Raw genomic sequence first — 25,825 nt, forward strand, 5'->3', positions numbered from 1 at the left:
AGTGGCGGGCGATTTGGCGACGTCCCGGATCTGGTCTTCAAATCAGGGGCCCAAGTGGCGGTGTTGTCAGACTAATGCGAAGTCGTCTCTGTTTTCGAAGAAGCAAACGCAATTAGGCGGCCAGAAGCTGGCGCCATTCGAAGAGGGCGGCATCCCGGTTCTTTTTGAAGCGGGTTCTTGAATTGAGGTGACGGTCTAGATTGAAGTGATTGTGAAACGAAGCGTGGGTCGAAGCGAACTTTTGTAGATTGCCCATCTTCGGAATCGGGACATTGTTCGCTCCCGTCGTCGGAAGGGCAGGTGACTATTCTCAGCCCGATTGGAGAGATGTCGACCTACCTCCTGGCGATCGATATTTCCGATCTCCTTCATCGCTGCGCCGTACGATCTTAGCCGATCGGTTACGACTGTCCGCGGTGCGCCGTAGCGCTTCATTGCTTTTTTTAAAAATCTCAAGGCCGCTGATTTATCTCGTGTTTTCGTGACATAGCTTTCGAGCACCTCGCCTTCATGATCGACGGCACGCCAAAGATAATGGGTCACGCCATTGATCTTCACGTAGACCTCGTCGAGGTGCCAGCGCCAGTGCGTGACCTGACGAAGCTGCTGAGATCGACGTTTCCTAATCTCTCCTGCAAACATTGGTCCAAACCTATTCCACCAGTAGCGTATGGTCTCGTGACTGACTTCTACACCTCGTTCGTGAAGCAGGTCTTCTACGTTCCGGAGCGAAAGCGGAAACCGGACATACATCATCACCGCAAGACGTATTATTTCGGGCGAAGTCATGAAATAGCGAAAGGGGCTCTTGGATATAGACTAAACTTATCCAGATCCACCTAGGCGCTCAATGCCGATTTAGTCTGACAGTGCCTTTCATGGCGGATGTCGATGCTGCGTTCGTGAAGCAGATCCTCCACATTGCGCAAAGACAGCGGGAATCGCACATACATCATGACCGCGAGTTGGATGATTTCGGGCGACGTCTTGAAGTAGCGGATGGATTTCGGGGTATTTAGATAGGCCAGCCTGATCTCGCCGCCCGCTCAATCGGCTTGTTCCACTGACAAGCCCCTATGCCCTTATTTCGCCCGAAAATATTGTTTCAACCTTTGCTGATCGGTGGGGGATGTATGCGATTCTTGATGAAACTCGGTGGCTTGAATAGAGGCGTCGTCGGTTTGGCGCTCATCTGTTTTATGGTGTCATGTTCGTCGACTGAAGTGGGAACAAACGAGAACAGCACGCAGTCAAGTGCAGAGTTCAATAGCTCTGCATCGAATTCACCCAGAGGCGACTTCGTCGCAAGAGCTGATGAGGCAGCAAGACAGCTAATCGAGGATTTGGGAGCGCAACAAACGTTCGCACGCCTTGGGTGGCAACAGAACCCGGATTATAAGCCGCCCCAGCATTGCTTTGACTATTGGCTGCAAGAGGGTGATCAGGCCCTTCAAGAAGCGGAAATAGGGGATTGCGAAGCCCATGCCAGCGATCTCTCTCGGCTTTACGATTCTTATGGCACGGATGCCGAGCCGATCGTTTTCAAGTCACGATATTATTGGGACGAACTTGAAACTTTCGGGCTTCAGTTTCCTGGGCTGGTCGCAGACTGGGAGGCAAAGGGGGGCAGTGAAGACGATCCGAGTTTTCTCGATCATCCGGTCTGCGCTGAGCCGCTTCAGGAAGGCTGGGAAGGGTCAGACTATTTCTATGACGGCGCCGAACACCCGCTTTGCAGACTGTTCAAGATCGACCCGGTTGCGGCGACTCAATGATCTGGCGCGGCGCATGACAAAGCTTGTCTGGCACAAACATGCGATCGCTGCTGTTGCTGCGACGGCAACTCTCGCCGCCTGCGGGCCGAAACCGTCTGTTCTCGGACAACATGGCTGGATTGACGGCACCTGGTACCGAAGCTGCGATACAAAGGATGTCATGATCAGTTTCATCGTTTCAGCAGATGGCATTGAAGGTCTCACCGGCATGGAAGCCCAGGCGCAGAGCGATCCACCACGCAGGGGACGCGTACATGTCGAAGGCGTGTCAAAGGGGCATACCCGGTTTCGTCCGCAGAACTGGCTGAACTCCGAACTGCGCCTGAAGCCAGTCGGGGCTGGGCAAGCCGATGCGATCCTGGCAAGGCGCGATGCCACGGACATGATCTGGGACACGAGCGAGCGTTTCACGCTTTACAAATGCTCAGGCACTTCCGGAGAAGGCGAAGAATGAAAGCCTTCGTGGACGGTCTTGATGTTTTCAGTCATTCGAACGCCTGGCTCGGCCGGCTCATTCAGGGTGCGTGGCCTTCTTGTTTTCCAGATACCACCAGTAGATCACATCCCGGAAATCGGTCTTTGCGGCGGTGACGAGATTTTTCAGTTCCCCGAGATCGCCCTTGCTCAAACTCAGAATGGCGCCGATGGCGTTGTCGCGATTGTGCTCGGAATCCATGGTCTCGGCAGTGGTGATCCGCTCCAGTTCCGCGATGACCCTGGGGATGTCTTCCTCGGAGAAGTCAGTTCTGATGGTGGTCAGGTGCTGTTCTGAGAGCGCCATGATTTCCTCTCCTTGAAATGCCAGGCACGCCTTCGATCAGGTGGCGCGGACGACCCTCATGGTCAGATCGAGTCTGGAACTTCCATCCGAGGCGTTGACGACGATTTCTTCCATCCATTTCGGCTGAAACTGGAATGTCGTCATAGCATGTTCACCTTTAGTATTTTGATTGTCGGTCAAGACTTGTCGAAATTCTGTCGCATTGCCCGTTAAGTAGAAGACTATGCCGTACAAGAAACTGTCGAAAATTCTCCGATTGCTCAAGACTGTCTACAGTTATGACAATACCGATTATAACAAAAAGTACTTTGGTGAGATCGGATACAAGACGGACTGCTTGAGCTCGGATGACGCCGATTTGCTTCGCCAGCACAATCTGCAGCCGAACAATTTCCAGACGCTGAGCCATGACGAATTGCTTGGCGCGTTCCTGAAGCTCAGAGAGAGTACCAGCCTCACCTGGCAGTCCTGTTCGCGCTTTTTCATCAAGGGTCTGTCCGGCGATCTTCCGCGCTACCGGCAAACGCTGATGAGTTTTCACTTCATGTCGGGGCTCGAAGCGCATGCGTTTGCGCCATCGCAGCGCCATGTGAATTGCGATGTCTGCGGCCTGCCTAAGCAGAGCGTCTTCGACAGGACCCATGCGCTCTACACCTATTATCTCGGCCATAGCTGGAATGAGGCCCCCGCGAACTTCCTGCCGGAGCTGGAGGAGGCTTCCACATTCGAGCCGCCGGAGGTCACGAAGGAGCAGATTGCGCGGTTATCCGCGCTACTGCGCGCGATCAATGATGCGAGCGAAGATGAAACGCCCGGCCAGCTGGAAAAGCGTATCGCGTCTCTCAAACTTCTGCCCAAGGCCGACAAGTACAAGCGCTACGGCATGCTTCAGACACTCGCTGTCACGGGCGTTCTTCCGAGCGATCCTGAGACGGATGGCCAGCCCGCACGCTCCGATATCGTGCATCCGCTGGCCGGCTGGAGAGGCCGCATGGGGGTCGATTACGAGGTCGCGTCCAAGGTCTTTCCGGACCTGGCTGACTAGAGCGGCGCATGGATAGGATCAGGGGGACCAGAGGACGATGACGATGAAGACGTTCACCACCAGAATAAATGGTGGCTACGAAATGCCGTATCTCGGCGTGTACGAGGGAGAGGTTTCGGTTGGCGATTTCGCGGAACTTGACCCGCAGGCCGAGCTGATCAGCTTCGGGTCGAAGGCGAAGAATTTGCATCTTCTGCCTGAGTTTAGATCGGTTCGGTATGTCGGGCTGGGCAGGAACACGTTTTCGGCTGAGCTGCTCGATAGCCTGTCCCGGCTGCCAAAGCTGGAAGTGATGCAGATCAGCCATGACAGCCAGGAGGATTGGCCGTCTCTGGCACCGCTTTCGGCGCTCAAATACCTCATCCTCTACGACGTGAAGAAGCAGGCCGATCTGTCATTCCTGAGCGGCATGGCGCAGCTTGAGAGCCTGTTCCTGTCAGAGCTGCTGAAGCTCAGTGATATCAGTGCCCTCGCCACGCTTCCAAACCTCCGCGAGTTTGCGATTGAAGGCGACCTGCATGGACGTGGCAGTGTGCTGCCGGACATTGACGCGCTGTTCACCCTGACAAACCTCGAACACCTGAAATTCTTCAGCAAGAAGACGGTGTTCAACGCGGCGGACTTTCAGGCTTTCAGCAAGCTCCGCTATATCCACATCAGCCCGTTCCATCACCCTTTTGAATTCTATGCGGAGCTGGAACGGTATCTGCCGGAGGGGTGTGAAAAAGCAGTGCCGCATCTTCTGGCCAACTATGCCGAGGATGCGTGCGACAAGTGCGGCGCGATGGGGCTCATAAAGCCGATCGGTTCAAGACAGCGGGCCTTCTGCCCGGCCTGCAATCGCAAGAAGCTCGATACGCTTCTCAACACCTATGAGCGCCTGTCCGGAAAGCGGCGCGGCACGGCGGTTGCGCATATCGACTGGCTGGAGGCCTGACACATGACCTGGATCAAGCTCACTGATCTGCCGGACCAACGCGTGCCCATGCACATCGACAAGGCGAAATCCTTCTGGGAAGTCACGGACGATAAGATCGTGCACCAGACGCGGGTGAATCGCTCAGCGGATGTTGAAAGCTTTGAAGTTCTGGAAGGCTCTGACTTCATCGCCCGTGACAAAGCCTTTGTGTACCATGCCTGGACGACGATGAAGACCGTCGATCGCGATAGTTTCACCCCGCTTAGAGATGGGTATTTTCGCGACAAGGACTGCGGCTATTGCGAGTTCGAAACCAGCTTGAAGCCCTTGAAAAGCGGCTCTGCCGAGGGGCTCAAGGTCATCGGCGCTGGATATGCGCGCGACGCCGCCTTCGCCTATTATTGCGGCCGGCCGATTGCGAGCTGTACCTCGCCGATGACCCTGAAGCTGGTCGAACAGACCGGGGAGTATCCCATTCCGGCCGCCACGACTGACACGCAGTGCTTCTACGAAGGCGCGCTCATCAAGGGCGCGGATGTGGCGACTTGGGAGATGGTGAGGAATGGCTTTTCGCGCGATGCACAGAGCGTTTTCTATAACTCGAAGAAACTTGCTGGGGCTAAGGCGGATGACTGGGCGTTTCTCAAGCCGCCTTATTCGACGAGCGGCGACAAGATCTACTTCATGAGTTTCGTCCTGAAGGACGCCGATAGTGAGAGCTTCGAAATTCTTGCCGACGGGACGGCCCGCGACAAACATTCCAGATTCTCCGGAAAGAACCGGATCTGATATGGGCAAAGCAAGTTTCAGCACACGCAAGTCGCCGCAGGCCATCGGCAAGTTGTTCGCTCAAGCGCCCCGCGCTCTTGTCCTGGCGGTCGCACTGTCGCTTGCCGCATGTCATGAGCCGGAAACGCCAAACACTGTGACCACAGCCACAACCGGAAGCGACACGCCGGCATCTCAAACAGACAATGCCGAGCCAGTTGCGCAGGCAAACGCACCGCTCGTCTTTCTAACGGAACTGTCCGAGCGCCTCGAGAACGGACAGCCTGTCTCAGCCTTCATGGCCCCCGAATTCACCTTCGTCTACCACGTCGACAACCGGTGCGACGGAAATACGGATGGCGTGCTTGATGCGCTCCCCGCCAGTCGCGTTGACGGGCCATTCCGCCTGGAAGTCACAAATGACGGCGACGGTTGGGCATGTGAACGCAAGCCAGTTTCGAAATCTGAAATCACGTTTGACCTCCAGAAAATGCTGGCCGACTGGGACAGGTTTGAAGTGTATCAGCACGAAGACGATCCGTACCGGGGATCCATCGAAGGACGCGGCGTGTCTGACTATCTGGTCGTCCAACTTGCCGGTGAAGAAGATGAGCTCCGCATAGACAGGCTCGAATATCGAAGCGAAGATCCGGGTTAAACCGGACCAGCCCGCCCCCGATTGCTTTATGGAGAAGGCCCCGAATTCGCATGGATGAATGCAGGGAAGCCAGGGAGGTGCTGCAGACCTATCAGCGCCATCTCATGAAAAATCATCCGGATTTGCTTCGAACGCATTGAGTTTGTCGACATAGCTCCCGATCAGCTGCGTCTTGCGATCTTCACTGAAACTTCCATCAATCTCGACCGCCTCATGGGCTTTCGACCATTCCAGTGCCTTGAGGAGCAGCCAGATCACATGCAAGCCTGCCTGTACGCTGTCCTTCGACAAATTCGGGTCATCGGCTGCGAACGCCTCGGCTATTGCCGGATCATCGGTGAGGGCTTCGAATAAATCACTCAGAAGAAGGCCAGACTTTCCAAGCCCCAATCCTTGCCTTTCAAGGTAGGGCGGTCGGCCTTCCGTATGATTGTGACTTTGGACCCATGCGAGATGAGAAACGGTTTTCCACATCTCGTGTGAGGTAGACCCGTGCAGGAGCAGGCCGGCCCTGATCCGTTCACTGGCGGTTTCAATCTCATCCTCAGCGGTTTGGCGCTGCGAGTATTCGGTCAGCTGAGATAGGAGAATCTGTTTTCCACTCGGCATGGGATGAAACTCCGCTAGCAAAATTGACCAGGTTCAGAAGGCAATGCCGGTCTCATCGATAACCAGTTTGGCGTTGTTCTCAATGCACCAAGCCTCAAGCGACTGCCTTAGCACGGAATGAAGGTTCTTTGCCAAGCCGGGAGCCTGCTCTGGCCAGTCTTCTTCAGTTAGCAGGAAGGCGGTCTGCGACTGTCTCCGGCAATGCGCGCAGACTGTTTTCAATCTGCTGCCGCGGAAGGCTTTGGGAGTAGGCCGGGTCACTGCCGATCTGGATGTAGCGGTACACGGGCGCTCACGTGTCCCTGATCGCGTTTTCATGGGTGACGGAGATGTCCGCCGGATTGTCGATGTTGATGTGGGCGATAAAGCCCGTCTCGCCATAGGCCACAATCGTCCGGCCGCGCATTTCTGCGCGCATGATCGGGTTCGAATTGGTGAAGAACAGGCTCCAGTTGAGATCATTGTCCGGCGTCACGGAGGCGATGTAGCCTTCATTACCCATGCCACCATCACCGAAGACGATCTTCTGGCCTTCAAACTCAAAGGGATCGCGGAAGATATCGACCTCGGTCCAGATATCGTCATTATATTTGAGAAGCGAGGCGACGGTCGTATCGCAGAGAGGCGACCAGTAGAGCGTCGTCTCATGGGTATTCGGATCGTAGACGCTGTAGGCATTCGCGAAGACGATGTGCCCGTCGCCATAGGCAATGCAATCATAGCCGACCACAAAGCCTTCGCGCCATTTTTGCTGGATGGTGCCGTTCAGCTTGTTCGGGTTCGCCTGTGAGGTCCCACCACCGGCGAAGACTCCGCTCAGGGCAATTATGAGCTTCGTGGTCATCTCGACGGTCAGGCCCTCGGGGCGGGAGACTTTCCAGTGGCCGGCACTCGCTGACAATGTGTCCCGCAAGGACATGATTTTATACGCCACGTCGCTCTCGATATGCGTTTGCTGGTCATAATGTTCAGCGAGCGTTTGAAGGGCCTCATGAAACCGTTCAAGTCGTTCGGTTTCGACATCGTCGCTCAAGCGAAACTTGATGAGCAGGCCGTCATCGGCCTCATACTCATGGTCAATCAGGGCGAATGCGTCTTCAGTCTTCATCAATCTCTGGCGGTTCTTCGCAAAGGTGGGAGGGTAGCAGGAACAGAAGGACCACAGAAAGACAGAGATTGCCGCGATTCGAGTAGAGCGGCGCCACGTTTCTGTCTGAATCGAATTCTGGAGTTGATGTGCCTTTCAAAGTTGAAGTGATTGTATACTGGCGCAGGGATTGAAACGAACTTTTGCAGACTTCGCATGCGCCGGAAACGGGACATCGCCCTCATGATCGATCGCGCGCCACAAGTAATGCCGTTCACCCCGGATCTTCACGAAGACCTCGGCCGGATGCCGCCGCCATTGCGGTAACTGCCTCATTTTTTCAGATCGACGTTTGCGGATCTCGGGTGATGTCTTGAAGTAGCGGAAGGGTGATTTCGTCACTTGCCGAAGCTACGCTTCCGAATTCACCTCCTAAACCCCGGTTCCGCTGACAAGGCCGTCTCGAAATACCTTGGCCTTGAGGTAACCCTAGTACAAATTTGGTGGCTGGTCTTGCCGACCGATGTCCGCATCATCGGTCCGGACTCTGATAAACGGGATTCCAACGGAGCAGATGGTCGTCCTTTGGGTGTTCCTCAACAGCGCCCAGAGTCTGCAGGTCACCAAGCAGCCGGAACATCAGATCGCCAAGCGGATTGCTGGTCCAGAAAAGATCCTTCCGGCCACCGAAAGCAAACGCCGGTGCATCCGGCTGTGGCGGTTGCATCAAGCCCAGTGAGACGGCGAGGTGCCAAGCGGCCACGTCGATGTCCGTCCAGTCTGAAAGCTGCTCAGCAAGATACGACATGCACTGCCCCCACTGTTCGTGCGCCTTCCCTGATGGCGAACGCGCTGCCCGGCACAAGACCGGAATAGTCGACCCCGTCATAAAGCAGCTGGACGCTCACCTGCAAATCGACGCCAAAATCCACCGGATCGGCGCACACGACAAACTGCACGCCCAGGTAATCCGGGTTCACTTCGTCATCCAAAACCAGGTGCGGGCGGTATTGAGTCCGGCAGGGCCATCCGGCCGCCCTGGCTCGGAGGATAGAATTGGACGCACAAGCGCAAGGTGCGAGCGTCAGTCACAATCGACCTCCACCATCCAGACGAACTCAATCCCCAACGAAGACAATCGCCCCGCCCTCGTCTCTGCGCGCCTCAAGCACGGTCAACAGATCCGTTTTTACTTTCAGTTCGGCAATTTCGGAAATCAGAACAGAAAGCTGCGAATCCACGATAAGATCTCCATACGGATCCACGAAACTTCCGGTGCGTTGCCGGAACCTGTCAAAGGCCGGTTGAAGGACACCATAGGTTTTATCATCGATCTGATACAAAAGCCGTCCCATACGGCCACCTCTATACGCGTGAACATCCAGTGCCATCGCTGCATTCAACTCCATTCATAGCCTTGAATAAGGATGCCTTCGTCGGCCTCCGTGACGGGCCATTTCCCAAACGCATTGAGGTGCTGGATCAGCTCCGAATTCGTGGCACGAAAATTAGAAACGCCCACAAAATCGATATGCGTGAACGGCACACAAGAAACACCGCCGCATTCACCGAAATGATCTTCAAACTCAAAATCCGGCCCGGGCGTAGGCACGCTGAGTACAGTAGGATGACTGATCAGTTTGATCCCCACCACAGCGCATCCGCCTGGCAATTTGTGCAAGGCAGAAAAGAGCTTCCGCCACTTGGCGTTGCTCATGTAAGCAGTCTTTGCCTGCGCTATCTTGCGTGCTGTACGGCGGTCTTGCTCTCGCGGTTTCCTGCTCATGACTGACATGCCGTTAAATTCGGAAAAGGATTGTCGATACCGGACTGGTGCCAGATAGAATTCGCAGCTCGAGTAACCTCATCTGTGTACTTCTTTTTCAGGCGTAATATTTCTTCCGCCGAAAAAGCGTGTCCATTTCGCTCAATCACCGCTCCGCAAGACAAATACAGATAGAGTGCCACGAGTTCCGCAAGCTCGGCGTCATCCGATATAACGGCAAATTTCAGCGGCTGTTCCGGTGCGGCGTATATTTCCACGCGAGGCGTATCATGCTCGCGCTCGCGAATGTAAAGCTCGCGCCAGTCCCGGCTCCACACGTTGATAGCGTCACCTTCAGTGTCCACGTTGCGGTCCGGACCATACATAAGGTCGACAAACACCCGAAAGTCAGGGCGAGGTTTATCGACGGTGACAACCAACTCTGTCATCGAGCTTCTCTATCGATCGATAAGCAGCCGCTGGGTCTCGTGTCAGCGCACTGCGTGCATTGTTGCGCAAAACATGCGTCACTCGTTCTGTGCATCACTTGAATACCCACCGATAATCGATCTGGGTGATCTCGTAGGTGTCACCAGAAGGCTCCGAATTCAACAACACATAATCATGGCGGCTTGGGTCCATCAGGCTGAACACGGTGTAGTTGGCATCCACGGCCTCAATATCTATCCGGTCCCAGCTAGAAACCGTATCGGAGAGATGAAACGGCAGAACCATGTTGGGATCGGGTGGGACGTCGCAGTCGTCCCCATCCCATGCAAAGGTCGCCGGAAACATGAAACGTCTGTCGATATCACTGGCGGGCATCGCAGGCTCAAACCCTGTCGTGTAGCCTGCACATTCATGTTGTTCCGCGTATACGAAGAAGAAGGTTGGCGCCATCATGTCCGCCACCGCAGCACCGCTTCTCAGGCGTTCTGAGAAGGTATTGATGAAGACGAGCCGGTCATACATACCGGGGTCATCAAAATCGTCCGGCGACAGTTCTGCGAAGGACGGATCAGATTCAGCGCTGTCTTGCACCACCGCCGCTTCGTCCATTGCTTCCGGCGGCTCAGCCTTTGCGTAGCCAGCGAGGCAAACACCAAGTGTGGCAATCGCTGCAGGTATCCAAAATCTCGACATGGGCCGCTCCTCAAGCACGCTTATGATTGTAAAACACTGACTGGTGCCACGCGACAAACGAGGCGGGAACAGAGATCAGTCCATATTGCCAGGACATATCGGCCCAGCCATTCTGGAACTCGAAGAAATAGAACTCCAGCCAGATGGCGACCGCCTGAATAGCAATCAGAAACAACAGCAAGGACGAGATGAGCCCCAGCCTTAATACTCCGACAATTGCGAGCAAAACTGCCCCGCCAATCAGGGCGACAACCAGCGCCACGACAAAGCTGAGGACTGCGATATAGGCGAGTTCCAGACCGAACGACCTCGCAGCGACGGCGACAAGCGCGGCATGCGCCAGTGCAGAGAAGGCGGCCGTCGCCACAGCCGCTGGCCAAAGGCGCCGGAATAAGGATGACGTTAAGTGTACGTCAGTCGTATTGACCGCTCTACTGTGAAGTTGTGTTTTTGAGTCCTTCAAATTCCGTTCGTCCTTCAAAAATGTCGGTTAGCGCAATGGCTTTAAGCCGACCCTTGATCGTCCTCTAATTCACCGAGAAACGCTGCGGTCATTTCGCGTAGAGCTGTGTCGTCATAAGTTTTTTCAAGCGCGCGCATAGCACTTACAATTGCGGCTGGTGTGGGAGCGACATCGCCGCAATGCTCATAGGCCTGCGCGATGAAGTTCGCCATTTCCAGATAATCCTTGCGGAAGAACCAGATCACCGGCGGCGACTCTTCCGTATTCACTGACAGTGAAATGGAGCTATCATTATCCACACCGCAATCGGCAAAAATGCGATCACTGAACTCCGGATACAAAACCCGAAATCCATAGTCAGTCTGCACAGCTTCGACCCCGCATCGCTTTAAATAGGCGACAGCGTGCTCGAGCGACGCGTTGTCCATATTATCTTTCACGCTCGGTCACCAAGAAAAGTAATGTGGCTGTGACAAGTGCTTTGAAGCTCAATGGATCCCCCCCTCTTCCATCACCCAAGCCGGTGATCTGACGCCTTGCTGCTCTATCGAATTCGGCGTTGCGTTAAGTGTCTTCTTTTAGTGCGACGATCAGATCGAAATCCGTCACGAACTGATCAATAAATGTTTTCATCTCCGAAGGCGCCTCGTCTTCCAGTCCGCCATGCATGGACTGTATGACATTCGTTGCCCTCTCGTCCGCTGTCTCAAGGCACAGGTAATTTCCTGCGGCATCTTCAAATATGCCAATCCCGCTCGCCGGATTAATGTAGGCCCAATCCTGCTCGTTCACCCTGGACAGGGCCAGATTGTAGATATGGTCCGCCAGAACGCCATTACGGGCATAGTCACTCCAAGAGGCTTCCGGATTTATATCAAAATGCCTGAACATGCATCCCTCCTGCGAGCGTGCATACACGCTTGAAAGGTAACAAATTATGGCGATCTGCGCCTTTATCCCGTCACCTTGTCAGGGCTAACCTTACAACGAAGTCAGGAAAGCGATTCAAGGTACCATGAAGACGGAAGACGCATTCGCATTGTTCGAACACGAGTATGACGCCGATGTGGAGACTGAGCGGCTCGAACACTTCCTGAAAGCGATGACCACAAAACTCATCACTGCCTTCAGCCGTGCGTTTGCCGGGTGATCATGTCAGAATCGAGCAAACTGATCACGCACTTTGAGGACTGTGCCTATCTCAAATCCTATTATGGGATGTCGCGAGATATCTATGTTTACCAAGGCCATGTGGAGATCATCTTCAGGATTATTCTCAACGATCATGTCAGCTTTAGCTTTAAGCGTGTAGGCGCACATGATGATGCCGTTATTGCCAGCCTTCAAAAATATGTGGAACGCTCGACTTATCTGGAAGCCGGTCTGCCATACAGCTCCAAAGCCGTCATGAATTCGGCAATCAAAGGCTTTATTGGAGATGTCTTGAATGATGCCGTCCCCATGCCGGACAAGACTTATGTCTTTGCGGGCGACAAAGCACGTCTGAAACTTTTCCTGGAAGACGAAGACTGCGCCTTCATTTGGGAGGATGAAGAGTGATTGCACGCATGAATGCTTCATCAAGGATGTGTTGAGGGCCATGAAGCGCAATAAGCGGATGGGTGGCCAACAGATACTGTCATGGCGCCCCTCAATCCCTTTCATCACCCTTATCGGCATTATGGTTGCCGTGACTGCCTGCACTGAACCGACACCTCCGACACATCAGGCCCCGGACAGTTTGCCTGCGGCTGAGCCGGTGTTCACGACGCCAACCGTCGCGCTTCCATTAGCAACTGGCGAGCCCGTTCTTTTCGGAATCAAATCCTGCAAGGTGTACAAATCTTCGTCGTCTGGTGGCGCACCGGAAAACTGGACGCTCCTGTTTGAGCCCGCGCCCTATCCCTTGCCGCAACAATGCGTCAGAGAACGCCTCGAATTTGACGGGGAGTATATCCAGATCGAAATCGGCACTCAGGCACTGGGCGCAGGCGGATGCTGCACCTCCTATGCGGCTTACCGCAGCCGCGACGGTGAGAACTGGGAGGTCCGCCCGGCGACTTCGATCACCGAGTGGCAGGTGTTGGAATAACGAGGCGGACAATGTCTGATAAAATAGAAGTCGTGCATGAAGGTCGGGGTGGCTATGTCGAATACCAAAACGTTCGGTACAAAATCGATCATGTGGGCGAAGGCTGTTTCTGCATTCATTTTCCAGATGGGAAAAAGCACAAAGATCTGAAGATCCACCAGCGCGCATTGACCGTTTATGCCGAAAGTCATGACCCGAAATGGTATGTGGGCAGCTGAAAGCTACGGTGTCTACGCTCAAGAATTATTGGGGCAACAACGTCACGCTTAAGGCGTCTTCTACCGCGTCTTCACGGTTCGCACTCTCAAGAAATCTGGATCGATTCTCATCTCTGAGCGTGATGATGACGCCTCACCGAACAAAGGTCACCCTCAAATGATAACAGGTAGCAGCGACATAGCGCGTCTTTTCTCACTTTTTCACGACGGCGAAATTAAGCAACACGAACTAAGGCAGGACAAGCTCATTCTTGAAGTTGGCATCCTGTATCTGGCTCAAAGGATTTCTCCGGAACTAAAGGGATTTCATGTCGAACTCGAAATTTCCGGCCCGATCAAATTCGTGACCTGGCCAGACCATGAGACAAAAAAGTCGAGCACGCTGACGGATCTGGAATTTATTATGTCCACTGATCTGCAAATCCTCGAAGCAAAAGAAGATGATGGCACTGTGAAAGTCACATGTGCTCAACATGCCTTTCCGTCAGACTTTATCGGGGGCGACCTCATTCTCCGGACACAAAGCGCAAACGTTTGGGACGCAAACCACACCTGCTATTCGATTGAATTTTTGGACAATCTTTGCAAGTCGTACTGGGAAGAATGGAGCCGTCGATAAAGTACTTCGAGGTCAACATTTCACTTCGTCATGCCCCGGCCTGTTCTGCCATGCCCGCAGAAGTTTTTCCCGCTCAGGCACGTCAAACAGTTCCGGCGCGCCGAGCGCCCAGACCGTTTCCAGCATGGCGCTTCCGGCCGCTGCCCACGGCCCGATCAGCCAGCGTTCGTCCTCATCTTCCTCAAACGCCGCATCACCGTCAATTCGCTCGGCCGCATCCCAGACAGCACGATGAGCAAGCGACAGTCCGTGGCCGACAGGTGACTTCAGATTATTCGCCGCTGTCACGACCCCGCGCATGTCCCGGTCCCGCCTATTGTCTTTTCCCGTCACCAATGCTTGCCAGCGATGCCAGCCTTGAGAGGTGAGGTCGGCTGCGTCCGGGTGACGATGGCCCGCGAACCTATCAGCACCTCCGCGATCAAGGCCGGCTGCAAAACGCAGGACTTTCTCCACCTGCTCTCCATGCGGACCAAACAGATTATGCGTAGGCATCTCCCGGACGATCTTCACGGAAACGCATCGCGTATAGTTTCCACGATGATCCTGCGGCTCCAGCCTGTCCAGAACCTGCGCCAGCCAAAGCCGGCCTGGCCAGCGAGCGACCGTCGCATCCCGTAAGCTGTGATCCACAATGATCCATGGCGGTTCGCGAGATGAGTTGGACACCACAGCCCCCTCCTTGGCATCCGCAAACCGGCCAAGCTTGTCATCGGAAAGATAGATGAAACCTGTCTCAAGCGCTTTCATGCGATAGGCCCGCCAGGCGACGTCTTTGTCGGGAAAATACTCGGCGACACCTGGCATTTGCCGATCAAGGTGGTCGATATCCAGAACGCTGCCATCCGGAAGGCCAATCTCCACGATCCCGGCGAACTCACCGTTCCAATTGGATACTTCGATCGTCCAGCCATTGCTGGCGCGATATAAAATGTCGCCCTTGATGCGCTCCTGTGGATCGTGATCAGGCACGAGCGTTACACCACCCGTCTCGATCTTTTTCAGAACACCTAAAACATCATCTTCCGATACGCTCATTCATCTGAGTCCGGCGCGGCCGAGCATCGAACAAGATCAATCGCTTCAATCGGAGCGACGCTATTGGGAAAAATTTCGACCAGGTCTCCGATGATGTGATCTTCACCAGCTGATTTGACCCGCAAGAACAGATTGTCCCAGCCATACGGCGTCACTTCTATAAAACCGTTGCGGGCAAGAAGAATGTCCACTTTCGTCAACTGGACTTGATCAAAAGGCATGTCCGCATCTGGAGCCACTTCGGCAAAAACTCCGTCGCTGTCCACATAGAACCGGAATGAAGCCTGTTTGGAGCCGCAGCTCTCAAACCATACGCCATTCAGCCAGCTGAGATCGTCATCCGTAATAGCGTCCGTCGTCACTTCATAAAGCGACTGCAATTGCGTAGTCCGCGCCTCGGTCAGCTCTGCAAGGCAGACCAGCTCATCCTCATGGCGGGTGGTGCCGCCGCTCATCAGGCGAAAGACGGCGGCGCAATGCGCATCTCGATAACTCGACCAGGATGTCTGCCCCAGCTCCAGACTGTCGCGGATGTCATCAGGCTCGACAAAGTAATCCTCGAACCCGTTGTTCTCGATTTTGGTCTCGATAGCTGCAAGCGTTTGTTCCATTTGCGCGTCGGCCGCTTCAAACGCTTCTTGCGCCAAGCACATGTCTTCCTGAAAGTCGCAAGCAGGTTCCGCCTGACTGCTCAGCGCGAGCATGGACAATGCCGCAACAAATATAAGTCTCATGAATATAGTCCCCCTGATAAAACGTTCGATAAGCTCGATCCAGCTTATCAAGACGTAAAACAATGGCTTTTCCTAGGTCGGGTTTGGTTCGTCTTGCAGCGGGCACCACCGCTCGGCATCGAACCACCCAGCCCCCGCATCATCATCGGTAAACTGCGCAATGGCAGGCGAGCCTATCTCAGGGCCATTCCACTCCCGTAAAGCCAACCCTTGCACTGCGATCAGGCGTTCCTGTTCGGCTGTGTCGGCAATGTCGCGTCTTATCTTCCGGACTTGCGGCGCTCGGGTTTCGAACCATTCGCGCTTTTCTTCAAACCAGGCCAGACATTCCGCGACCTGTTCCGGCGTAAGTGCAAAAATCTCATACGTGCGGATCTCTTCCCCAGCATCGCTGCTGAGGTGGAACCAGACCTCTTTGCCTTCCCATAGCACGAGCCCGGACACCGGCCCGTCATACCAATCCCGCCAGCAGATCAGACGGATCTCGTTGCCTTCCTCGAGTTTCGCTGCGGTGTCCATTTCACGCTAGTCTCTTTCTCAAACGCTTCACGACGGTCTCTCGCGCCTGCCTTGTCAGGAAGACGTGAGGAATTCTCATCAGGAACGGCCAATAGACAAAATCATCCTGCCTTCGGTGCGACGCGCAGATATAGTCTATCAACTCTGCGGTGCTTGCGCGATCAAATGCCCACAAATTCTGATTCCGATACTCAATTTGAAAATAGGCTTCCCTTGGCCAGTCCAGAATATGCTTGCTACGTTTGCCACAGGAGCCGCAGACAAGTGTCCCCCGCCAATCACTCAAGGGACGGAACTTATGTTCGGAATGTGCCCAATCCTCGATTTTATAGCCGCGCGGAAGATCGCTTATCATCGGGAGGGTATTTCCCATAAGCTGATGGTAGTAGATCGCTGTACGATAATACTGCCCATCCAAACCTGCCTGCTTCAGGCAATCGAAGTATGTCGATTTTTCAAACCAACGAAGATCATCGTTCGTCTTTATCCTGACGCGTTCCGCATACTCGAAAGCAGCTTCACCTCCACATTCGGGGCACGTGACAGCCAAACGGTGCGGCATGACGCTATAATACGAATATGAACTCACCTGAGCTTCCCCCACTCCCTTGCAGCTGATCCGAAATAACCAGGTCCGGATTGCATGAGACTGCTGACACAGCTTCAAGATGCAAGTTTGATGGGCTGATTTACAGACCGAATTCGCAGGTGGGTGTGGTTTTCTCTGTTATGAGGTCTGGCTGGCGGAACGGTCAGAACGAATTCGAACCCGTCTTCGTTTTTCGCGGGCGAGCAGGTCTTCGACACTTCGCAGTGACCACGGGAAACGGACCTACATCATCACTGCAGGTGAGGGCAGAATTCGAAGCTGCCAATCTCTTTCGCATACACCGCATTATGAATTCAGATCCTAGGAGATCTGACTAAGATGGCGCTCAGAGACTTCCGCCGAATATTGCGGGAAATGCATTGAAAAGTGGGCTGCACAGACTGCAGCCCAAGAAAAAGCCCGCCAGTGGCGGGCGATTTGGGGAAGTCCCAGATCTGGTCTTCAAATCAGGGACTGGGTGGCGGTGTTGTCAGACTAATGCAAACTCGTCTCTGCTAGACCGGAGTTGAGTGCGTTTAGGCGGCCAGAAGATGGCGTCATTCGAGGAGGGCGGTGTCTCGGTTCAGCTTGAAGCGAATTCTTGAATTGAGGTGCCGATCAAGGTTGAAGTGGTTGTGAAACGAGGCGTGAGTCGAAGCGAACTTTTGTAGATTGCCCATCCTTTGAAATCGGGACATTGCTCGCTCCCGTCGTCGGAAGGGCTGGTGACTATTCTCAGCCCGATTGTTGAGATGTCGACCGACCTCCTGGCGATCGATATTTCCGACCTCCTTCATCGCTGCGCCGTACGATCTTAGCCGATCGGTTACGACTGTCCGCGGTGCGCCGTAGCGCTTCATTGCTTTTTTTAAAAATCTCAAGGCCGCTGATTTATCTCGTGTTTTCGTGACATAGCTTTCGAGCACCTCGCCTTCATGATCGACGGCACGCCAAAGATAATGGGTCACGCCATTGATCTTCACGTAGACTTCGTCGAGGTGCCAGCGCCATTGAGTGACCTGACGAAGCTGCTGGGAACGGCGCTTCCGGATCTCGCCTGCGAAGAGTGGCCCAAATCGGTTCCACCAGTACCGGACTGTCTCGTGGCTGACTTCGATTCCGCGCTCGTGCAACAGGTCTTCTACGTTTCTAAGCGAGAGCGGGAAGCGGACATGCATCATCACAGCGAGCCGAATGATCTCGGGCGAAGTCATGAAATAGCGAAAGGGGAACTTGGCCATGCCAAGCACAGTAGGGCGGTTAGCTATCCGCTCTCAAGCCAAGTTCTTCTGACGATGCCCTGCTGGGCGGTATCGTCGACGGTAATTGGCAACGTGAGGTATTAGTCGGCCTCTGTGAGAAAAAGGGAAAGCACCATATCAATATGCTGCTCGACAAATTTGTTGTCGAAAGGATCTTGTTTTGACATGAATTTATATTCTTCAGCGAGAGTGAATACCGAAGTAGAGGCTCCAATAAACAAATAGCGCAGATGCATCACGTCTCCGTCGCGCAACATGCCGGCTTCCTGCGCCTTCTTGAGCAATAGAAGATCCAGAGAAATGCCTGGTGCGAGGTGGTTCTCAATCAACCAGGACAAGCGCTCATTTGCGCTTTCATTTGCCTGAACCATGAAGCGGTGCAGTTGGGGCACTCTTGCGCTGAACAGGATGAATTCCCTCAGCATCAGCCTCAGAAGGATCGGTTGGTCGACGCCGTCCAGTCCCTGATAGCGTTCGCGCTGCTTGATCACATAGGTTCCGAAGACCTCCTTGGCGGTTGCCTTCCAGAGTAGTTCCTTGCTGCCAAAATGATGGCCGATGAGCCGGTGGTTTACGTCAGCGCGCTCTGCGATTTCGCGCGTACTCGCCCCTTCAAAGCCCTTGTCCGCAAACTCTCGCAACGCCGACGTCAATATCGCCTGCTTTGTATCGATCGCCCGCTGCTGTTCTCGTCTCTTGCGCCGTTTGGGGCGCTTCTTTTCGCCCGTCGAGGTTGAAGCCTTGCCTGCAGCATCGTCCGGTTTCGATTTCAGGGTCATGTCTTTCTCGTCCCTCAGATTTCCTGGCGCTGCCTGTTTGCCAAACGCTGGAGGCTAATTTCCTCACGCGACAAGGCTCGTTCAGCTATCACGGATGAGCCTGTAGCGCCTGGCAGCTGCCGATCCTGGTGCCGACTAATCACCAACAATTCAACATAATGAAGAGATCAAGGTAAATTAAGCCCTTATAATTCTACACTGCGTGATACAGAGGCACTGTAGCATTTACAGTTTTGAACAAGTAGTCGGCGCCCCTTGCGCGAATGAGCCGTGAAAACGCGCAGTCGACCCAGGCTAGAGTGGCCCGGGGCAGAGAGCGCCGCCATTAACGCGCCCCAAAAAAAGCGCCGCAGACCCGAAGGACTGCGGCGCAGGCATGGCGCGAGGAAAAACGCCCTTTGGTCGATCATCAGTCAGGCAGGCCATCGAGCATGCCCGTCTTGAGCAGCCAGGAGGTGGAAAGATCCAAAGCGGTCTTCAGCTGTTCGCGCTGGCCGATGTAGTAGTGATTGGCGCCCTGGATGGTGTGCAGCTCCTTGGGGCCTCCAAGGCTCTGATAGATCGTCTCTGTATGGGAGGGTGGGCAGCAATCATCAGCCGAGTTGGCAATCACGATTGCCGGGACTTTCACGCCAGGGCCTTGTCGCTCAGTCATCGCGCGGGACTCGTCGATGCTCCACTGTGACAGCCAGCTGCGCAACGTGGCGAACCGGCCGAGCCCGATCGGGCCGTTATTCACGACGGCAGGATCACCGAGATAACATTTGCCCGGAACCCGGTCATTCGCATCAATGCGCGGATCGAGCCATCGTGGATCGGCCATGGTGCCATGGGTGACAAAACATCTCTCCTGGTCGTCGCCGCCCTTGCGCTGAAGCTGGTCGAGCGTGTCTTTCACCCAGGCGGTGATCTGCCGGTTGCGTGCGATCTGAGCGGCCCGGTAAGCGGCGACAAAGTCATCGGAGTACGGAGGTTTTGGGCCGTTCTTGTCGTCGTAGAGATCAAGCTCCGGGTTTCGTTCACCGGGGTTGAGTTCGTTCAGGATCGAGGCGTCCATCGATTCGGTCATGATCCGCGCCCGCGCAGAATGGGCGGCCATCTGCATGATCGCATCTGCGGGTGGCAAGCTCGAAAGGTCCACCGGCTCACCGGACGGCGTTTGCGTAATATTGGGCGCTTCGGCCTGCGACTGATAGAAGACCGACAGTGACGCGCCGCCGCTCCACCCGGCGAGGACAACCCGTTTGTAGCCAAGCCTTTCACGCGCATATTTGATGTACTGGCCAAGGTCGACCAGCACCTTTTCCATGATGAGCGCGCTGTCATTGTGTGGGTAGCGGCTGCCACAGGTCAGAACCGGCACGCCGAGGCGGGCCAGATCACGCGGCAAAGGCAGCGTGTCGAGCGTCGCCGTTGGATGCATGAAGACGAGCACGGTGTCCTTTGTCGCGTCGGGGCGGCGCATGTGCATGCCCTGAAGGATGACGTTGGAGACGCCGCCGCCATAGGTGTCGCGGGACTGGCTCTCTTCGGTAAACGCGATGAGGACGGGCGAGGTGGTAAATCGTGGGGCTTCCTTGGCCATGGTGTTCTTGTCCTTTTACTAGCCTTGAATGTCTTCGCTGGAAGCGGCAGCCGCAGCTTTCGCGGCTTCGCTCAAGATGAAGCCTGCATCAGGTGCAACAGGGTCGAGGCCGAGCGCGCGTAGCATCGACCGCGTCGTGCACGCAGCGGCGGAGGTGACGGGCAGTCCGAGCTTGTCTTCGACGACCGGGATGGCTTCGCGCGACGGCATTTGCACGCAAGCCGACACGACGACGAGGTCTGCGCCTCTGGTGTTCAGACGGTCGACATCGTTGACCAGGGCCATCGGATCGCGCCGGCCCACTTCGAGATTGTCCGGAATCGCCAGCGCGATGGAATCGATGACGTCGATGCCCTGATCCTTGATATAGTCGACAACCAGATCCGTGAGCGCGGGCATGTAGGGTGTCACGATGGAAATCGAGCGGATGCCGGCGAGCTTCAGTTCGTCGACGAGCGCGCCGGCGGACGTGACGACCGGGGCGGCATGTCCTTCTTCTTTCATTCGGGCGTGAAGAGCACCCTGGCTGGTGCGGTGATATCCGAGCCCCATGCTCATGATGGCAACGAGGCAGGCATAGCCGACGACGTCCACTTCGGCATCCGCCAGTTCAGCAGCGCAGCGAAGGCTGTCACGGTCCATCGCAGCCAGTTCTTCTTTTGTGACTTTTTTCATCCGCATACGGCTTGAATGGAATGTGAATTGCTCGCCCGGCAGGGTGCGTTCGCGCCCGCGCAGGATGGCCGGAATTTCCGTTTCCATCGTAGTGTTCGAGCTCGGTACGATTTGACCTATTCTCATGACTGTTTCCGATTTTCTGTTGAGAGGCATGGGGCCGCTTCAGGCTGGACCCGACTTGCTCAGGATGTGAACGAGGCAGACCGATCCGATCCCCACCATATGGGCGAGACCGAGCCGCGCGTCCGGGTGCTGACGTTCACCGGCTTCGCCGCGCAGCTGGCGGGTGATTTCGCAGACCTGTCCGACGCCGGTCGGGCCGATGGGGTGCCCCATTGCCAAGAGCCCGCCCGAGGGATTGACGGCGACACGGCCGCCGATGTCGAAGTCGCCGCGCTCCAGCTGTTCGGCTGCCTTCCCCGGCGGGCAGATGCCAAGCGCTTCGACATAAAGAAGTTCCTCGATCGAAAAGCCGTCATGGAATTCGACAATGTCGAGATCGTCCGGGGCAATGCCCGCTTCCTCGCAGCTCATGGCGAGGGTTTCGCGGGTAAGTTCGGTATCCGGGTCGGCGCCGGGGCCGTAAACTTTTTCAGAGCGTGAGGTGGACGATAGAACCTGGATACAGCGCGCCGGATCGACACCAAGCCGCTTGATAGCTTGTTCTGAAGCAACAATGACGGCCGCGGCGCCTTCGCCGATGGGACAGCATTGCAGCTTGGTCAGCGTGCCTGAGATCGGCGGGCCCGCCATCACGTCTTCAATTGTGAACCCCTGCTGACGATGCGCGTAGGGATTTTTTGATGCGTTCTTGTAATTTTTGACGGCGACGGCTGCGACCTGTTCGGCGGTCGTTCCGTAGGTCGTCATGTACTCATGCGCGAGCAGCGAAAAGTGTGTGAATGGAGAAACGTACTCATTGACGAGGTCCGGTACGCCAGCCTGCTCATGGGCCAGCCTCACACGACCAGGCTTGTCCAAACCGATGGCCAGCGAGACGTCGCAAGCGCCGGTTGCGACTTCCATGACAGACTGCCGAACTGCGGTCGATCCGGACGCTGACGCATTCTCGACCTGTGCAATAGGCAGGCCGGATGCTCCGAGATGGCGCAACATCGCCCGGCTTGGCGCCATCCCAAGAAAGGTCGTTCCTGTATAGACGGATTCTACTTCCGAAAACGCGATGTCGGCATCAGCGAGCGCTTCACGTATAGCGGTGAGGCCGAGTTCGACATAGGTCTTTTCGCTGATGGACTGATATCGATGGAGCCCGATTCCGATAACATAGACCGGCCGAAATTCATTAAGCGGCTTGCGCATCAGTCTGCCCCCGAAACTCGAAATCTAAGTTCGTCGACGGCGTCGCCTGTCGGAGCCTGTCGACCGACGAGAACGGATTCGACAGCATCGTTCACCTTCAACGCGGAGTCCGTCGGCGTATTCATAAGGGCTCGCACGACCGGTCCATCTTCGAGCGCAATTGAAGCGATCGTATAAGGCACAGAAATATCGCGCTGATTGGCGTGATGCGTCGTCACGAATGCAAGCAGTCGCCCCTTTCCTGCCAGCAGCTGTTCTTCAACTTGCGCACCGAAGGCACCACAAGTTTCACATCCATAAGGGTTGGGCGGAAACGCGACCCTGTCGCAGCTGCCGCAGCGCTGCCCCTTCAGGCGCGGCGGCATCTCCTCATCATCATAAAGCTTGTGCACACGCTTCTCCCCTCAAATTTGAAATATGTGTTGACGTGCATAATATGATGTCCTTAAATTATCCAGTCAAGGAATTAAAGGGACGGATAAGGTGAAAGACACCAAACCAATTCAGGTCCGATATGAGGGCGAGGTGGCGACCATTTTGTTGGACCGGCCAGACCGGGCAAACACGATCACACTGCAGCTCACAATCGACTTCAACGATGCGCTTGACGAGCTTGAGCGCGACCCGAATATTGCTTGCATTCTAATTATGGGCGCTGGCGAAAAGCACTTTTGCGGCGGTGCGGATCTTCGCGAGATCGAGAATATGATGACCGAAGAGGGCGTCACAGGTGATCCGCGGCGCGACTTCATTCGACATATAGAAGAAGTGTCGAAGCCAGTGATCTGCGTCATCAATGGTGCGGCTATGGGCGGGGGGTGCGAGATCGCGCTAGCCTGCGATTTTCGAATAATGTCCGAGGACGCGAAGATTGGGCTGCCAGAGATCCGCTTTGGAGCTCTGCCGGGGGCGGGGGGCACCCAGCGGCTACCGCGTATCGTGGGTTTGGCCAAGGCCAAGGAAATGATCCTGCTCGGGAATCCCCTATCCGCAGATGAGGCTCTGAGCGCCGGACTTGTGACGGCCATTGTGCCTCGCGAAAAGCTGCTGGAGGCGGCTCGGGATCTCGCATCAAAGCTTGCTGATAAGGCGCCATTTGCTTTGGCCGCCGGCAAACGCCTCATGAATGAAGCGCTGAGTATTCCTTTAGATGAAGGCCTGACGCTGGAGCGCAGGGTCATAAGGGATATGGCGTCGGATGAGGAGCGGGAAGAATTCCGGGCGCGATCGGCAGCGAAGAGCTCAGTTTACGCGGGAATTTTTTCGGCAACAAAAGCCAAGTCAAATTGAAAGAGAGAACCGTGGAAAAGCAGATACTTAGCTTGAAGGGGCGTGTGTGCCTCGTGACCGGGGCGGGGCAGGGCATCGGCCGACAGGTCGCGCTACACTTTGCCAGCAGCGGTGCCGATGCGGTCGTCGTGAATGATTTTCATCAGGACCGCGCGGACGATGTCGCTGAAGAAATCAAGGCGATGGGCGGCCAAGCGATGGCGATCTCAGCAGACGTCACTGACCGCGCTTCGGTTAACGAGATGGTCAGCAAGGCCAGCAGGGAGCTCGGCACGATCGGCGTTCTCGTCAACAATGCCGGCAATATGGGGGCCAAGCCCGATGAAGTGGAAATGGCGCCCTTCTGGACGGCGTCGACAGACACCTGGGACGCGTTTCTGGCGGTGAACCTGTACGGTGTATTGAACTGCACAAGCGCGGTCATTCCCGGAATGATCGAGGACAAATCGGGGCGACTGGTCACGATCGTGTCGGATGCCGGGCGCGTCGGTGAGTCCGGCCTTGAGATCTACTCGGCGGCGAAAGCTGGCGCGGCAGGCTTCATGCGAGGCGTGGCGCGGTCAATGGGGCGCCACGGCATCACCGCAAACAGCGTTGCGATAGCCACCACGAGGACGCCCGGCGTTGCTGACGTAACGGAAGATGCGGAACGCGCTAAACGAATGTTGAGCCAGTACACGATCCGTCGATTCGGAGAGCCAGAAGACGTTGCCAATATGGCGTTGTTTCTGGCGTCGGACGCGGCGAGCTGGATCACAGGACAGACCTACCCGGTGAATGGCGGATTCTCATTCAACTTGTAACGCAACAGCTCCGCAAGAGAGCAGATTCGGAGGAACAGGATGGAAAAGGCAGACTTCTACAGGAACGCACGCACCGATTGCACGGGGCCCTGTCAGGGACTGGTGGTTATCGAAATCACGACATCCTGGGCGGGCCCAATGGCGGGGTGTCTTCTGGCTGATTTCGGTGCGGAGGTGATCAAGGTCGAGCACCCGGCCGGCGAAGTCATGCGCCGTCAGCCGCTCGGCATTCCGGATTCGCAGCTGATGATCATGCACGAAACGGTCAATCGAAATAAGCGGAATGTATCGATGGATTTGCGCGATCCTGACGGGCGGGCCAGTTTTCTGAAACTCTGTGAGCGCGCCGATGTTGTGATTGAAAACTTCCGACCGGGTACGCTGGCTTCGTGGGGCATCGGTTATGACGACGTTGCGGCTGTGAAGCCCGACATCGTGTACGTTTCGATCAGCGGATTTGGCCAGTTCGGGACGTTATCCGACCGCGCTTGCTATGACCCGGTTGCTCAGAACTATTGTGGCTGGACATCAATCGCCGGCGACCCAGACCAACCGCCAATGAAGGCCCCGACGTTCCTGGGTGACGACCTTGCGGGAATGCATGGCGCTCTCGGAGCGCTAGCTGCGCTGCGACATCGTGATCGCACCGGCGAGGGGCAGCACGTCGATGTCGCCCTGATCGACAGTCTGCTTTATGCAAGTAATGGCCATCTCACGGCAGGCGCTTTTGGTATCGATATTCCAAAAACCGGTAACCAGTTTCCAAAAGCCATGCCGGCGAATGTATTTTCGTGCAGTGACGGGTCTGCCTATATTGCCACGCTGCTGGATTCCCACTGGGATGCGATGGCCAAGCTTATGGGCCGGGCGGATTTGACCGGCTTGCGACTACCTGAGCGGCTGGAGCGGCGGGAAGAACTCAACGCGCTTCTGGCGGACTGGTGCCGTGCGCGTCCGGTCGAAGAGGTTGTCGATGCCTTCGCCGCGAAGGGGCTCGCAGCGACACGCGTTAATACGTATACGGATGTTGCGTCGGAAGAGCACACCGCTTCGCGCGACATGTTGCAGACGGTGCGGCTGGTAGATGGCGTTGAAGCGCCCCTGACAGGGCCATCCGTGAAGTTTTCCAGAACACCAACGAGCATCAGACATCCTGCGCCGTCGGTTGGTCAGGACAATGAGGAATTATTGGGGGCGCTCGGTTCCTCCAATGAACAAGTCCAACAAGCCGAGAAAGCAAAGAGCCGCGGATAAATAACGGAACAAGAGCGTCCGGAAGAAGACCG

The 25,825-nt window shown here is 55.5% G+C and carries 36 protein-coding genes and 3 pseudogenes; 14 read left to right on the forward strand and 25 right to left on the reverse strand.

Going from position 1 to position 25,825, the window contains the following annotated elements:
• Window positions 1–112: 112 nt before the first annotated feature.
• Together WNY37_RS05640 and WNY37_RS05645 are read right to left on the reverse strand one after the other, a co-directional pair.
• Window positions 113–789: pseudogene (locus WNY37_RS05640) on the reverse strand (IS6 family transposase).
• A gap of 73 nt (window positions 790–862) precedes the next feature.
• Window positions 863–956, reverse strand: a pseudogene (locus WNY37_RS05645) (IS6 family transposase); the annotation flags it as partial.
• A 189-nt stretch (window positions 957–1,145) separates the two neighbouring features.
• On the opposite strand from WNY37_RS05645, the gene WNY37_RS05650 reads away from it, so the two are divergent.
• On the forward strand, window positions 1,146–1,775 hold the full coding sequence (locus WNY37_RS05650; protein ID WP_342972486.1) for a hypothetical protein: 630 nt from the start codon (window positions 1,146–1,148) through the stop codon (window positions 1,773–1,775).
• Window positions 1,776–1,788: 13 nt separating this feature from the next.
• Window positions 1,789–2,229: a hypothetical protein gene (locus tag WNY37_RS05655; protein WP_342972487.1), complete on the forward strand. Its 441-nt coding sequence runs from the start codon at window positions 1,789–1,791 to the stop codon at window positions 2,227–2,229.
• Between the two features lie 57 nt (window positions 2,230–2,286).
• On the opposite strand, the gene WNY37_RS05660 is transcribed toward WNY37_RS05655, so the two are convergent.
• Complete coding sequence (locus WNY37_RS05660; RefSeq protein WP_342972488.1) at window positions 2,287–2,556, reverse strand: hypothetical protein; 270 nt, start codon at window positions 2,554–2,556, stop codon at window positions 2,287–2,289.
• 223 nt (window positions 2,557–2,779) lie between these two features.
• On the opposite strand from WNY37_RS05660, the gene WNY37_RS05665 reads away from it, so the two are divergent.
• The 4 genes from WNY37_RS05665 to WNY37_RS05680 are packed head-to-tail and all read left to right on the forward strand — an operon-like array spanning window position 2,780 to window position 5,946.
• Window positions 2,780–3,601: a hypothetical protein gene (locus WNY37_RS05665; RefSeq protein WP_342972489.1), complete on the forward strand. Its 822-nt coding sequence runs from the start codon at window positions 2,780–2,782 to the stop codon at window positions 3,599–3,601.
• 43 nt (window positions 3,602–3,644) lie between these two features.
• Window positions 3,645–4,538 carry a hypothetical protein gene (locus WNY37_RS05670; protein ID WP_342972490.1) on the forward strand — a complete coding sequence of 298 codons (894 nt, stop codon included), beginning with the start codon at window positions 3,645–3,647 and terminating at the stop codon, window positions 4,536–4,538.
• 3 nt (window positions 4,539–4,541) lie between these two features.
• Entirely contained in the window at window positions 4,542–5,309 is a 768-nt protein-coding gene (locus WNY37_RS05675; RefSeq protein WP_342972491.1) for a DKNYY domain-containing protein, read from the forward strand.
• Between the two features lies 1 nt (window position 5,310).
• The gene (locus WNY37_RS05680) at window positions 5,311–5,946 is read left to right on the forward strand and encodes a hypothetical protein (RefSeq protein WP_342972492.1); all 636 of its coding nucleotides are present in this window, start codon (window positions 5,311–5,313) and stop codon (window positions 5,944–5,946) included.
• A gap of 102 nt (window positions 5,947–6,048) precedes the next feature.
• On the opposite strand, the gene WNY37_RS05685 is transcribed toward WNY37_RS05680, so the two are convergent.
• The 12 genes and pseudogenes from WNY37_RS05685 to WNY37_RS05740 all read right to left on the reverse strand — a co-directional run bounded on the left by WNY37_RS05685 (window position 6,049) and on the right by WNY37_RS05740 (window position 11,904).
• Window positions 6,049–6,555 carry a hypothetical protein gene (locus WNY37_RS05685; RefSeq protein ID WP_342972493.1) on the reverse strand — a complete coding sequence of 169 codons (507 nt, stop codon included), beginning with the start codon at window positions 6,553–6,555 and terminating at the stop codon, window positions 6,049–6,051.
• A 292-nt stretch (window positions 6,556–6,847) separates the two neighbouring features.
• Window positions 6,848–7,663, reverse strand: a complete 816-nt coding sequence (locus WNY37_RS05690; RefSeq protein WP_342972494.1) for a hypothetical protein — start codon at window positions 7,661–7,663, stop codon at window positions 6,848–6,850.
• Window positions 7,663–8,005: pseudogene (locus WNY37_RS05695) on the reverse strand (DDE-type integrase/transposase/recombinase); the annotation flags it as partial. The pseudogene WNY37_RS05695 and the gene WNY37_RS05690, both read right to left, overlap by 1 nt.
• Window positions 8,006–8,174: 169 nt before the next feature.
• On the reverse strand, window positions 8,175–8,450 hold the full coding sequence (locus tag WNY37_RS05700; RefSeq protein WP_342972495.1) for a hypothetical protein: 276 nt from the start codon (window positions 8,448–8,450) through the stop codon (window positions 8,175–8,177).
• Entirely contained in the window at window positions 8,434–8,622 is a 189-nt protein-coding gene (locus tag WNY37_RS05705; RefSeq protein ID WP_342972496.1) for a hypothetical protein, read from the reverse strand. Before WNY37_RS05705 ends, WNY37_RS05700 begins: the two co-directional genes overlap by 17 nt.
• A gap of 138 nt (window positions 8,623–8,760) precedes the next feature.
• Window positions 8,761–9,033, reverse strand: a complete 273-nt coding sequence (locus WNY37_RS05710; protein WP_342972497.1) for a hypothetical protein — start codon at window positions 9,031–9,033, stop codon at window positions 8,761–8,763.
• Between the two features lie 8 nt (window positions 9,034–9,041).
• On the reverse strand, window positions 9,042–9,359 hold the full coding sequence (locus WNY37_RS05715; protein WP_342972498.1) for a hypothetical protein: 318 nt from the start codon (window positions 9,357–9,359) through the stop codon (window positions 9,042–9,044).
• Between the two features lie 65 nt (window positions 9,360–9,424).
• Window positions 9,425–9,856 carry a hypothetical protein gene (locus WNY37_RS05720; RefSeq protein ID WP_342972499.1) on the reverse strand — a complete coding sequence of 144 codons (432 nt, stop codon included), beginning with the start codon at window positions 9,854–9,856 and terminating at the stop codon, window positions 9,425–9,427.
• Between the two features lie 94 nt (window positions 9,857–9,950).
• Window positions 9,951–10,550, reverse strand: coding sequence for a hypothetical protein (locus WNY37_RS05725; RefSeq protein ID WP_342972500.1), 600 nt, complete (start codon window positions 10,548–10,550; stop codon window positions 9,951–9,953).
• A 10-nt stretch (window positions 10,551–10,560) separates the two neighbouring features.
• Window positions 10,561–10,917, reverse strand: coding sequence for a hypothetical protein (locus WNY37_RS05730; RefSeq protein WP_342972501.1), 357 nt, complete (start codon window positions 10,915–10,917; stop codon window positions 10,561–10,563).
• 137 nt (window positions 10,918–11,054) lie between these two features.
• Window positions 11,055–11,453 carry a hypothetical protein gene (locus WNY37_RS05735; protein WP_342972502.1) on the reverse strand — a complete coding sequence of 133 codons (399 nt, stop codon included), beginning with the start codon at window positions 11,451–11,453 and terminating at the stop codon, window positions 11,055–11,057.
• A 124-nt stretch (window positions 11,454–11,577) separates the two neighbouring features.
• The gene (locus tag WNY37_RS05740; protein ID WP_342972503.1) at window positions 11,578–11,904 is read right to left on the reverse strand and encodes a hypothetical protein; all 327 of its coding nucleotides are present in this window, start codon (window positions 11,902–11,904) and stop codon (window positions 11,578–11,580) included.
• A gap of 124 nt (window positions 11,905–12,028) precedes the next feature.
• On the opposite strand from WNY37_RS05740, the gene WNY37_RS05745 reads away from it, so the two are divergent.
• The 5 genes from WNY37_RS05745 (at window position 12,029) to WNY37_RS05765 (ending at window position 13,942) form a co-directional block, all read left to right on the forward strand.
• Window positions 12,029–12,163, forward strand: coding sequence for a hypothetical protein (locus WNY37_RS05745; RefSeq protein WP_342972504.1), 135 nt, complete (start codon window positions 12,029–12,031; stop codon window positions 12,161–12,163).
• Between the two features lie 2 nt (window positions 12,164–12,165).
• Window positions 12,166–12,573, forward strand: a complete 408-nt coding sequence (locus WNY37_RS05750) for a hypothetical protein (RefSeq protein WP_342972505.1) — start codon at window positions 12,166–12,168, stop codon at window positions 12,571–12,573.
• Window positions 12,574–12,613: 40 nt separating this feature from the next.
• Complete coding sequence (locus tag WNY37_RS05755) at window positions 12,614–13,105, forward strand: hypothetical protein (RefSeq protein WP_342972506.1); 492 nt, start codon at window positions 12,614–12,616, stop codon at window positions 13,103–13,105.
• A gap of 11 nt (window positions 13,106–13,116) precedes the next feature.
• Window positions 13,117–13,323 carry a hypothetical protein gene (locus WNY37_RS05760; RefSeq protein ID WP_342972507.1) on the forward strand — a complete coding sequence of 69 codons (207 nt, stop codon included), beginning with the start codon at window positions 13,117–13,119 and terminating at the stop codon, window positions 13,321–13,323.
• Between the two features lie 157 nt (window positions 13,324–13,480).
• A complete protein-coding gene (locus WNY37_RS05765) occupies window positions 13,481–13,942 on the forward strand; it encodes a hypothetical protein (RefSeq protein WP_342972508.1) in 462 nt (153 codons plus the stop codon).
• 12 nt (window positions 13,943–13,954) lie between these two features.
• On the opposite strand, the gene WNY37_RS05770 is transcribed toward WNY37_RS05765, so the two are convergent.
• From WNY37_RS05770 to WNY37_RS05815, 10 genes are all read right to left on the reverse strand, one after another.
• A complete protein-coding gene (locus WNY37_RS05770; RefSeq protein WP_342972509.1) occupies window positions 13,955–14,980 on the reverse strand; it encodes a hypothetical protein in 1,026 nt (341 codons plus the stop codon).
• The gene (locus WNY37_RS05775) at window positions 14,977–15,777 is read right to left on the reverse strand and encodes a lysozyme inhibitor LprI family protein (RefSeq protein ID WP_342972510.1); all 801 of its coding nucleotides are present in this window, start codon (window positions 15,775–15,777) and stop codon (window positions 14,977–14,979) included. The genes WNY37_RS05770 and WNY37_RS05775 overlap by 4 nt, the downstream gene beginning before the upstream one ends.
• Before the next feature lie 9 nt (window positions 15,778–15,786).
• Complete coding sequence (locus tag WNY37_RS05780) at window positions 15,787–16,233, reverse strand: hypothetical protein (protein WP_342972511.1); 447 nt, start codon at window positions 16,231–16,233, stop codon at window positions 15,787–15,789.
• 1 nt (window position 16,234) lies between these two features.
• Entirely contained in the window at window positions 16,235–16,822 is a 588-nt protein-coding gene (locus tag WNY37_RS05785) for a hypothetical protein (RefSeq protein ID WP_342972512.1), read from the reverse strand.
• Window positions 16,823–17,379: 557 nt separating this feature from the next.
• Window positions 17,380–18,063, reverse strand: coding sequence for an IS6 family transposase (locus tag WNY37_RS05790; protein WP_342972513.1), 684 nt, complete (start codon window positions 18,061–18,063; stop codon window positions 17,380–17,382).
• Between the two features lie 101 nt (window positions 18,064–18,164).
• A complete protein-coding gene (locus WNY37_RS05795; RefSeq protein ID WP_342972514.1) occupies window positions 18,165–18,863 on the reverse strand; it encodes a TetR/AcrR family transcriptional regulator in 699 nt (232 codons plus the stop codon).
• Between the two features lie 409 nt (window positions 18,864–19,272).
• The gene (locus WNY37_RS05800; protein ID WP_342972515.1) at window positions 19,273–20,448 is read right to left on the reverse strand and encodes an alpha/beta hydrolase; all 1,176 of its coding nucleotides are present in this window, start codon (window positions 20,446–20,448) and stop codon (window positions 19,273–19,275) included.
• Between the two features lie 18 nt (window positions 20,449–20,466).
• The gene (locus WNY37_RS05805) at window positions 20,467–21,249 is read right to left on the reverse strand and encodes an Asp/Glu racemase (RefSeq protein ID WP_342972516.1); all 783 of its coding nucleotides are present in this window, start codon (window positions 21,247–21,249) and stop codon (window positions 20,467–20,469) included.
• A gap of 39 nt (window positions 21,250–21,288) precedes the next feature.
• Window positions 21,289–22,446: a thiolase family protein gene (locus WNY37_RS05810; RefSeq protein ID WP_342972517.1), complete on the reverse strand. Its 1,158-nt coding sequence runs from the start codon at window positions 22,444–22,446 to the stop codon at window positions 21,289–21,291.
• Window positions 22,446–22,838, reverse strand: a complete 393-nt coding sequence (locus tag WNY37_RS05815; RefSeq protein ID WP_342972518.1) for an OB-fold domain-containing protein — start codon at window positions 22,836–22,838, stop codon at window positions 22,446–22,448. The genes WNY37_RS05810 and WNY37_RS05815 overlap by 1 nt, the downstream gene beginning before the upstream one ends.
• A 91-nt stretch (window positions 22,839–22,929) precedes the next feature.
• On the opposite strand from WNY37_RS05815, the gene WNY37_RS05820 reads away from it, so the two are divergent.
• From WNY37_RS05820 to WNY37_RS05830, 3 genes are read left to right on the forward strand one after another with little or no spacing between them, the layout of a single operon-like run.
• Window positions 22,930–23,736 (forward strand): enoyl-CoA hydratase/isomerase family protein, encoded by an 807-nt coding sequence (locus WNY37_RS05820; protein WP_342972519.1) that lies wholly within the window; start codon window positions 22,930–22,932, stop codon window positions 23,734–23,736.
• Window positions 23,737–23,747: 11 nt separating this feature from the next.
• Entirely contained in the window at window positions 23,748–24,539 is a 792-nt protein-coding gene (locus WNY37_RS05825) for an SDR family oxidoreductase (RefSeq protein ID WP_342972520.1), read from the forward strand.
• Window positions 24,540–24,578: 39 nt separating this feature from the next.
• Window positions 24,579–25,793, forward strand: a complete 1,215-nt coding sequence (locus WNY37_RS05830; RefSeq protein ID WP_342972521.1) for a CoA transferase — start codon at window positions 24,579–24,581, stop codon at window positions 25,791–25,793.
• The last annotated feature ends 32 nt before the right edge of the window (window positions 25,794–25,825 follow it).

It is taken from the genome of Henriciella sp. AS95 (genome assembly GCF_038900055.1).
Taxonomy (GTDB): domain Bacteria; phylum Pseudomonadota; class Alphaproteobacteria; order Caulobacterales; family Hyphomonadaceae; genus Henriciella.

What these genes read in the sequence shown, in the direction of transcription:
- WNY37_RS05715 (WP_342972498.1), bottom strand. Translation starts at nt 9,359, where the DNA reads ATGAGCAACGCCAAGTGGCGGAAGCTCTTTTCTGCCTTGCACAAATTG.
- WNY37_RS05745 (WP_342972504.1), top strand. Translation starts at nt 12,029, where the DNA reads ATGAAGACGGAAGACGCATTCGCATTGTTCGAACACGAGTATGACGCC.
- WNY37_RS05680 (WP_342972492.1), top strand. Translation starts at nt 5,311, where the DNA reads ATGGGCAAAGCAAGTTTCAGCACACGCAAGTCGCCGCAGGCCATCGGC.
- WNY37_RS05800 (WP_342972515.1), bottom strand. Translation starts at nt 20,448, where the DNA reads ATGGCCAAGGAAGCCCCACGATTTACCACCTCGCCCGTCCTCATCGCG.
- WNY37_RS05710 (WP_342972497.1), bottom strand. Translation starts at nt 9,033, where the DNA reads ATGGCACTGGATGTTCACGCGTATAGAGGTGGCCGTATGGGACGGCTT.
- WNY37_RS05660 (WP_342972488.1), bottom strand. Translation starts at nt 2,556, where the DNA reads ATGGCGCTCTCAGAACAGCACCTGACCACCATCAGAACTGACTTCTCC.
- WNY37_RS05790 (WP_342972513.1), bottom strand. Translation starts at nt 18,063, where the DNA reads ATGGCCAAGTTCCCCTTTCGCTATTTCATGACTTCGCCCGAGATCATT.
- WNY37_RS05665 (WP_342972489.1), top strand. Translation starts at nt 2,780, where the DNA reads ATGCCGTACAAGAAACTGTCGAAAATTCTCCGATTGCTCAAGACTGTC.
- WNY37_RS05755 (WP_342972506.1), top strand. Translation starts at nt 12,614, where the DNA reads ATGAAGCGCAATAAGCGGATGGGTGGCCAACAGATACTGTCATGGCGC.
- WNY37_RS05765 (WP_342972508.1), top strand. Translation starts at nt 13,481, where the DNA reads ATGATAACAGGTAGCAGCGACATAGCGCGTCTTTTCTCACTTTTTCAC.
- WNY37_RS05770 (WP_342972509.1), bottom strand. Translation starts at nt 14,980, where the DNA reads ATGAGCGTATCGGAAGATGATGTTTTAGGTGTTCTGAAAAAGATCGAG.
- WNY37_RS05725 (WP_342972500.1), bottom strand. Translation starts at nt 10,550, where the DNA reads ATGTCGAGATTTTGGATACCTGCAGCGATTGCCACACTTGGTGTTTGC.
- WNY37_RS05720 (WP_342972499.1), bottom strand. Translation starts at nt 9,856, where the DNA reads ATGACAGAGTTGGTTGTCACCGTCGATAAACCTCGCCCTGACTTTCGG.
- WNY37_RS05810 (WP_342972517.1), bottom strand. Translation starts at nt 22,446, where the DNA reads ATGCGCAAGCCGCTTAATGAATTTCGGCCGGTCTATGTTATCGGAATC.
- WNY37_RS05690 (WP_342972494.1), bottom strand. Translation starts at nt 7,663, where the DNA reads ATGAAGACTGAAGACGCATTCGCCCTGATTGACCATGAGTATGAGGCC.
- WNY37_RS05685 (WP_342972493.1), bottom strand. Translation starts at nt 6,555, where the DNA reads ATGCCGAGTGGAAAACAGATTCTCCTATCTCAGCTGACCGAATACTCG.
- WNY37_RS05830 (WP_342972521.1), top strand. Translation starts at nt 24,579, where the DNA reads ATGGAAAAGGCAGACTTCTACAGGAACGCACGCACCGATTGCACGGGG.
- WNY37_RS05795 (WP_342972514.1), bottom strand. Translation starts at nt 18,863, where the DNA reads ATGACCCTGAAATCGAAACCGGACGATGCTGCAGGCAAGGCTTCAACC.
- WNY37_RS05670 (WP_342972490.1), top strand. Translation starts at nt 3,645, where the DNA reads ATGAAGACGTTCACCACCAGAATAAATGGTGGCTACGAAATGCCGTAT.
- WNY37_RS05675 (WP_342972491.1), top strand. Translation starts at nt 4,542, where the DNA reads ATGACCTGGATCAAGCTCACTGATCTGCCGGACCAACGCGTGCCCATG.
- WNY37_RS05780 (WP_342972511.1), bottom strand. Translation starts at nt 16,233, where the DNA reads ATGGACACCGCAGCGAAACTCGAGGAAGGCAACGAGATCCGTCTGATC.
- WNY37_RS05750 (WP_342972505.1), top strand. Translation starts at nt 12,166, where the DNA reads ATGTCAGAATCGAGCAAACTGATCACGCACTTTGAGGACTGTGCCTAT.
- WNY37_RS05655 (WP_342972487.1), top strand. Translation starts at nt 1,789, where the DNA reads ATGACAAAGCTTGTCTGGCACAAACATGCGATCGCTGCTGTTGCTGCG.
- WNY37_RS05650 (WP_342972486.1), top strand. Translation starts at nt 1,146, where the DNA reads ATGAAACTCGGTGGCTTGAATAGAGGCGTCGTCGGTTTGGCGCTCATC.
- WNY37_RS05740 (WP_342972503.1), bottom strand. Translation starts at nt 11,904, where the DNA reads ATGTTCAGGCATTTTGATATAAATCCGGAAGCCTCTTGGAGTGACTAT.
- WNY37_RS05760 (WP_342972507.1), top strand. Translation starts at nt 13,117, where the DNA reads ATGTCTGATAAAATAGAAGTCGTGCATGAAGGTCGGGGTGGCTATGTC.
- WNY37_RS05700 (WP_342972495.1), bottom strand. Translation starts at nt 8,450, where the DNA reads ATGTCGTATCTTGCTGAGCAGCTTTCAGACTGGACGGACATCGACGTG.
- WNY37_RS05805 (WP_342972516.1), bottom strand. Translation starts at nt 21,249, where the DNA reads ATGAGAATAGGTCAAATCGTACCGAGCTCGAACACTACGATGGAAACG.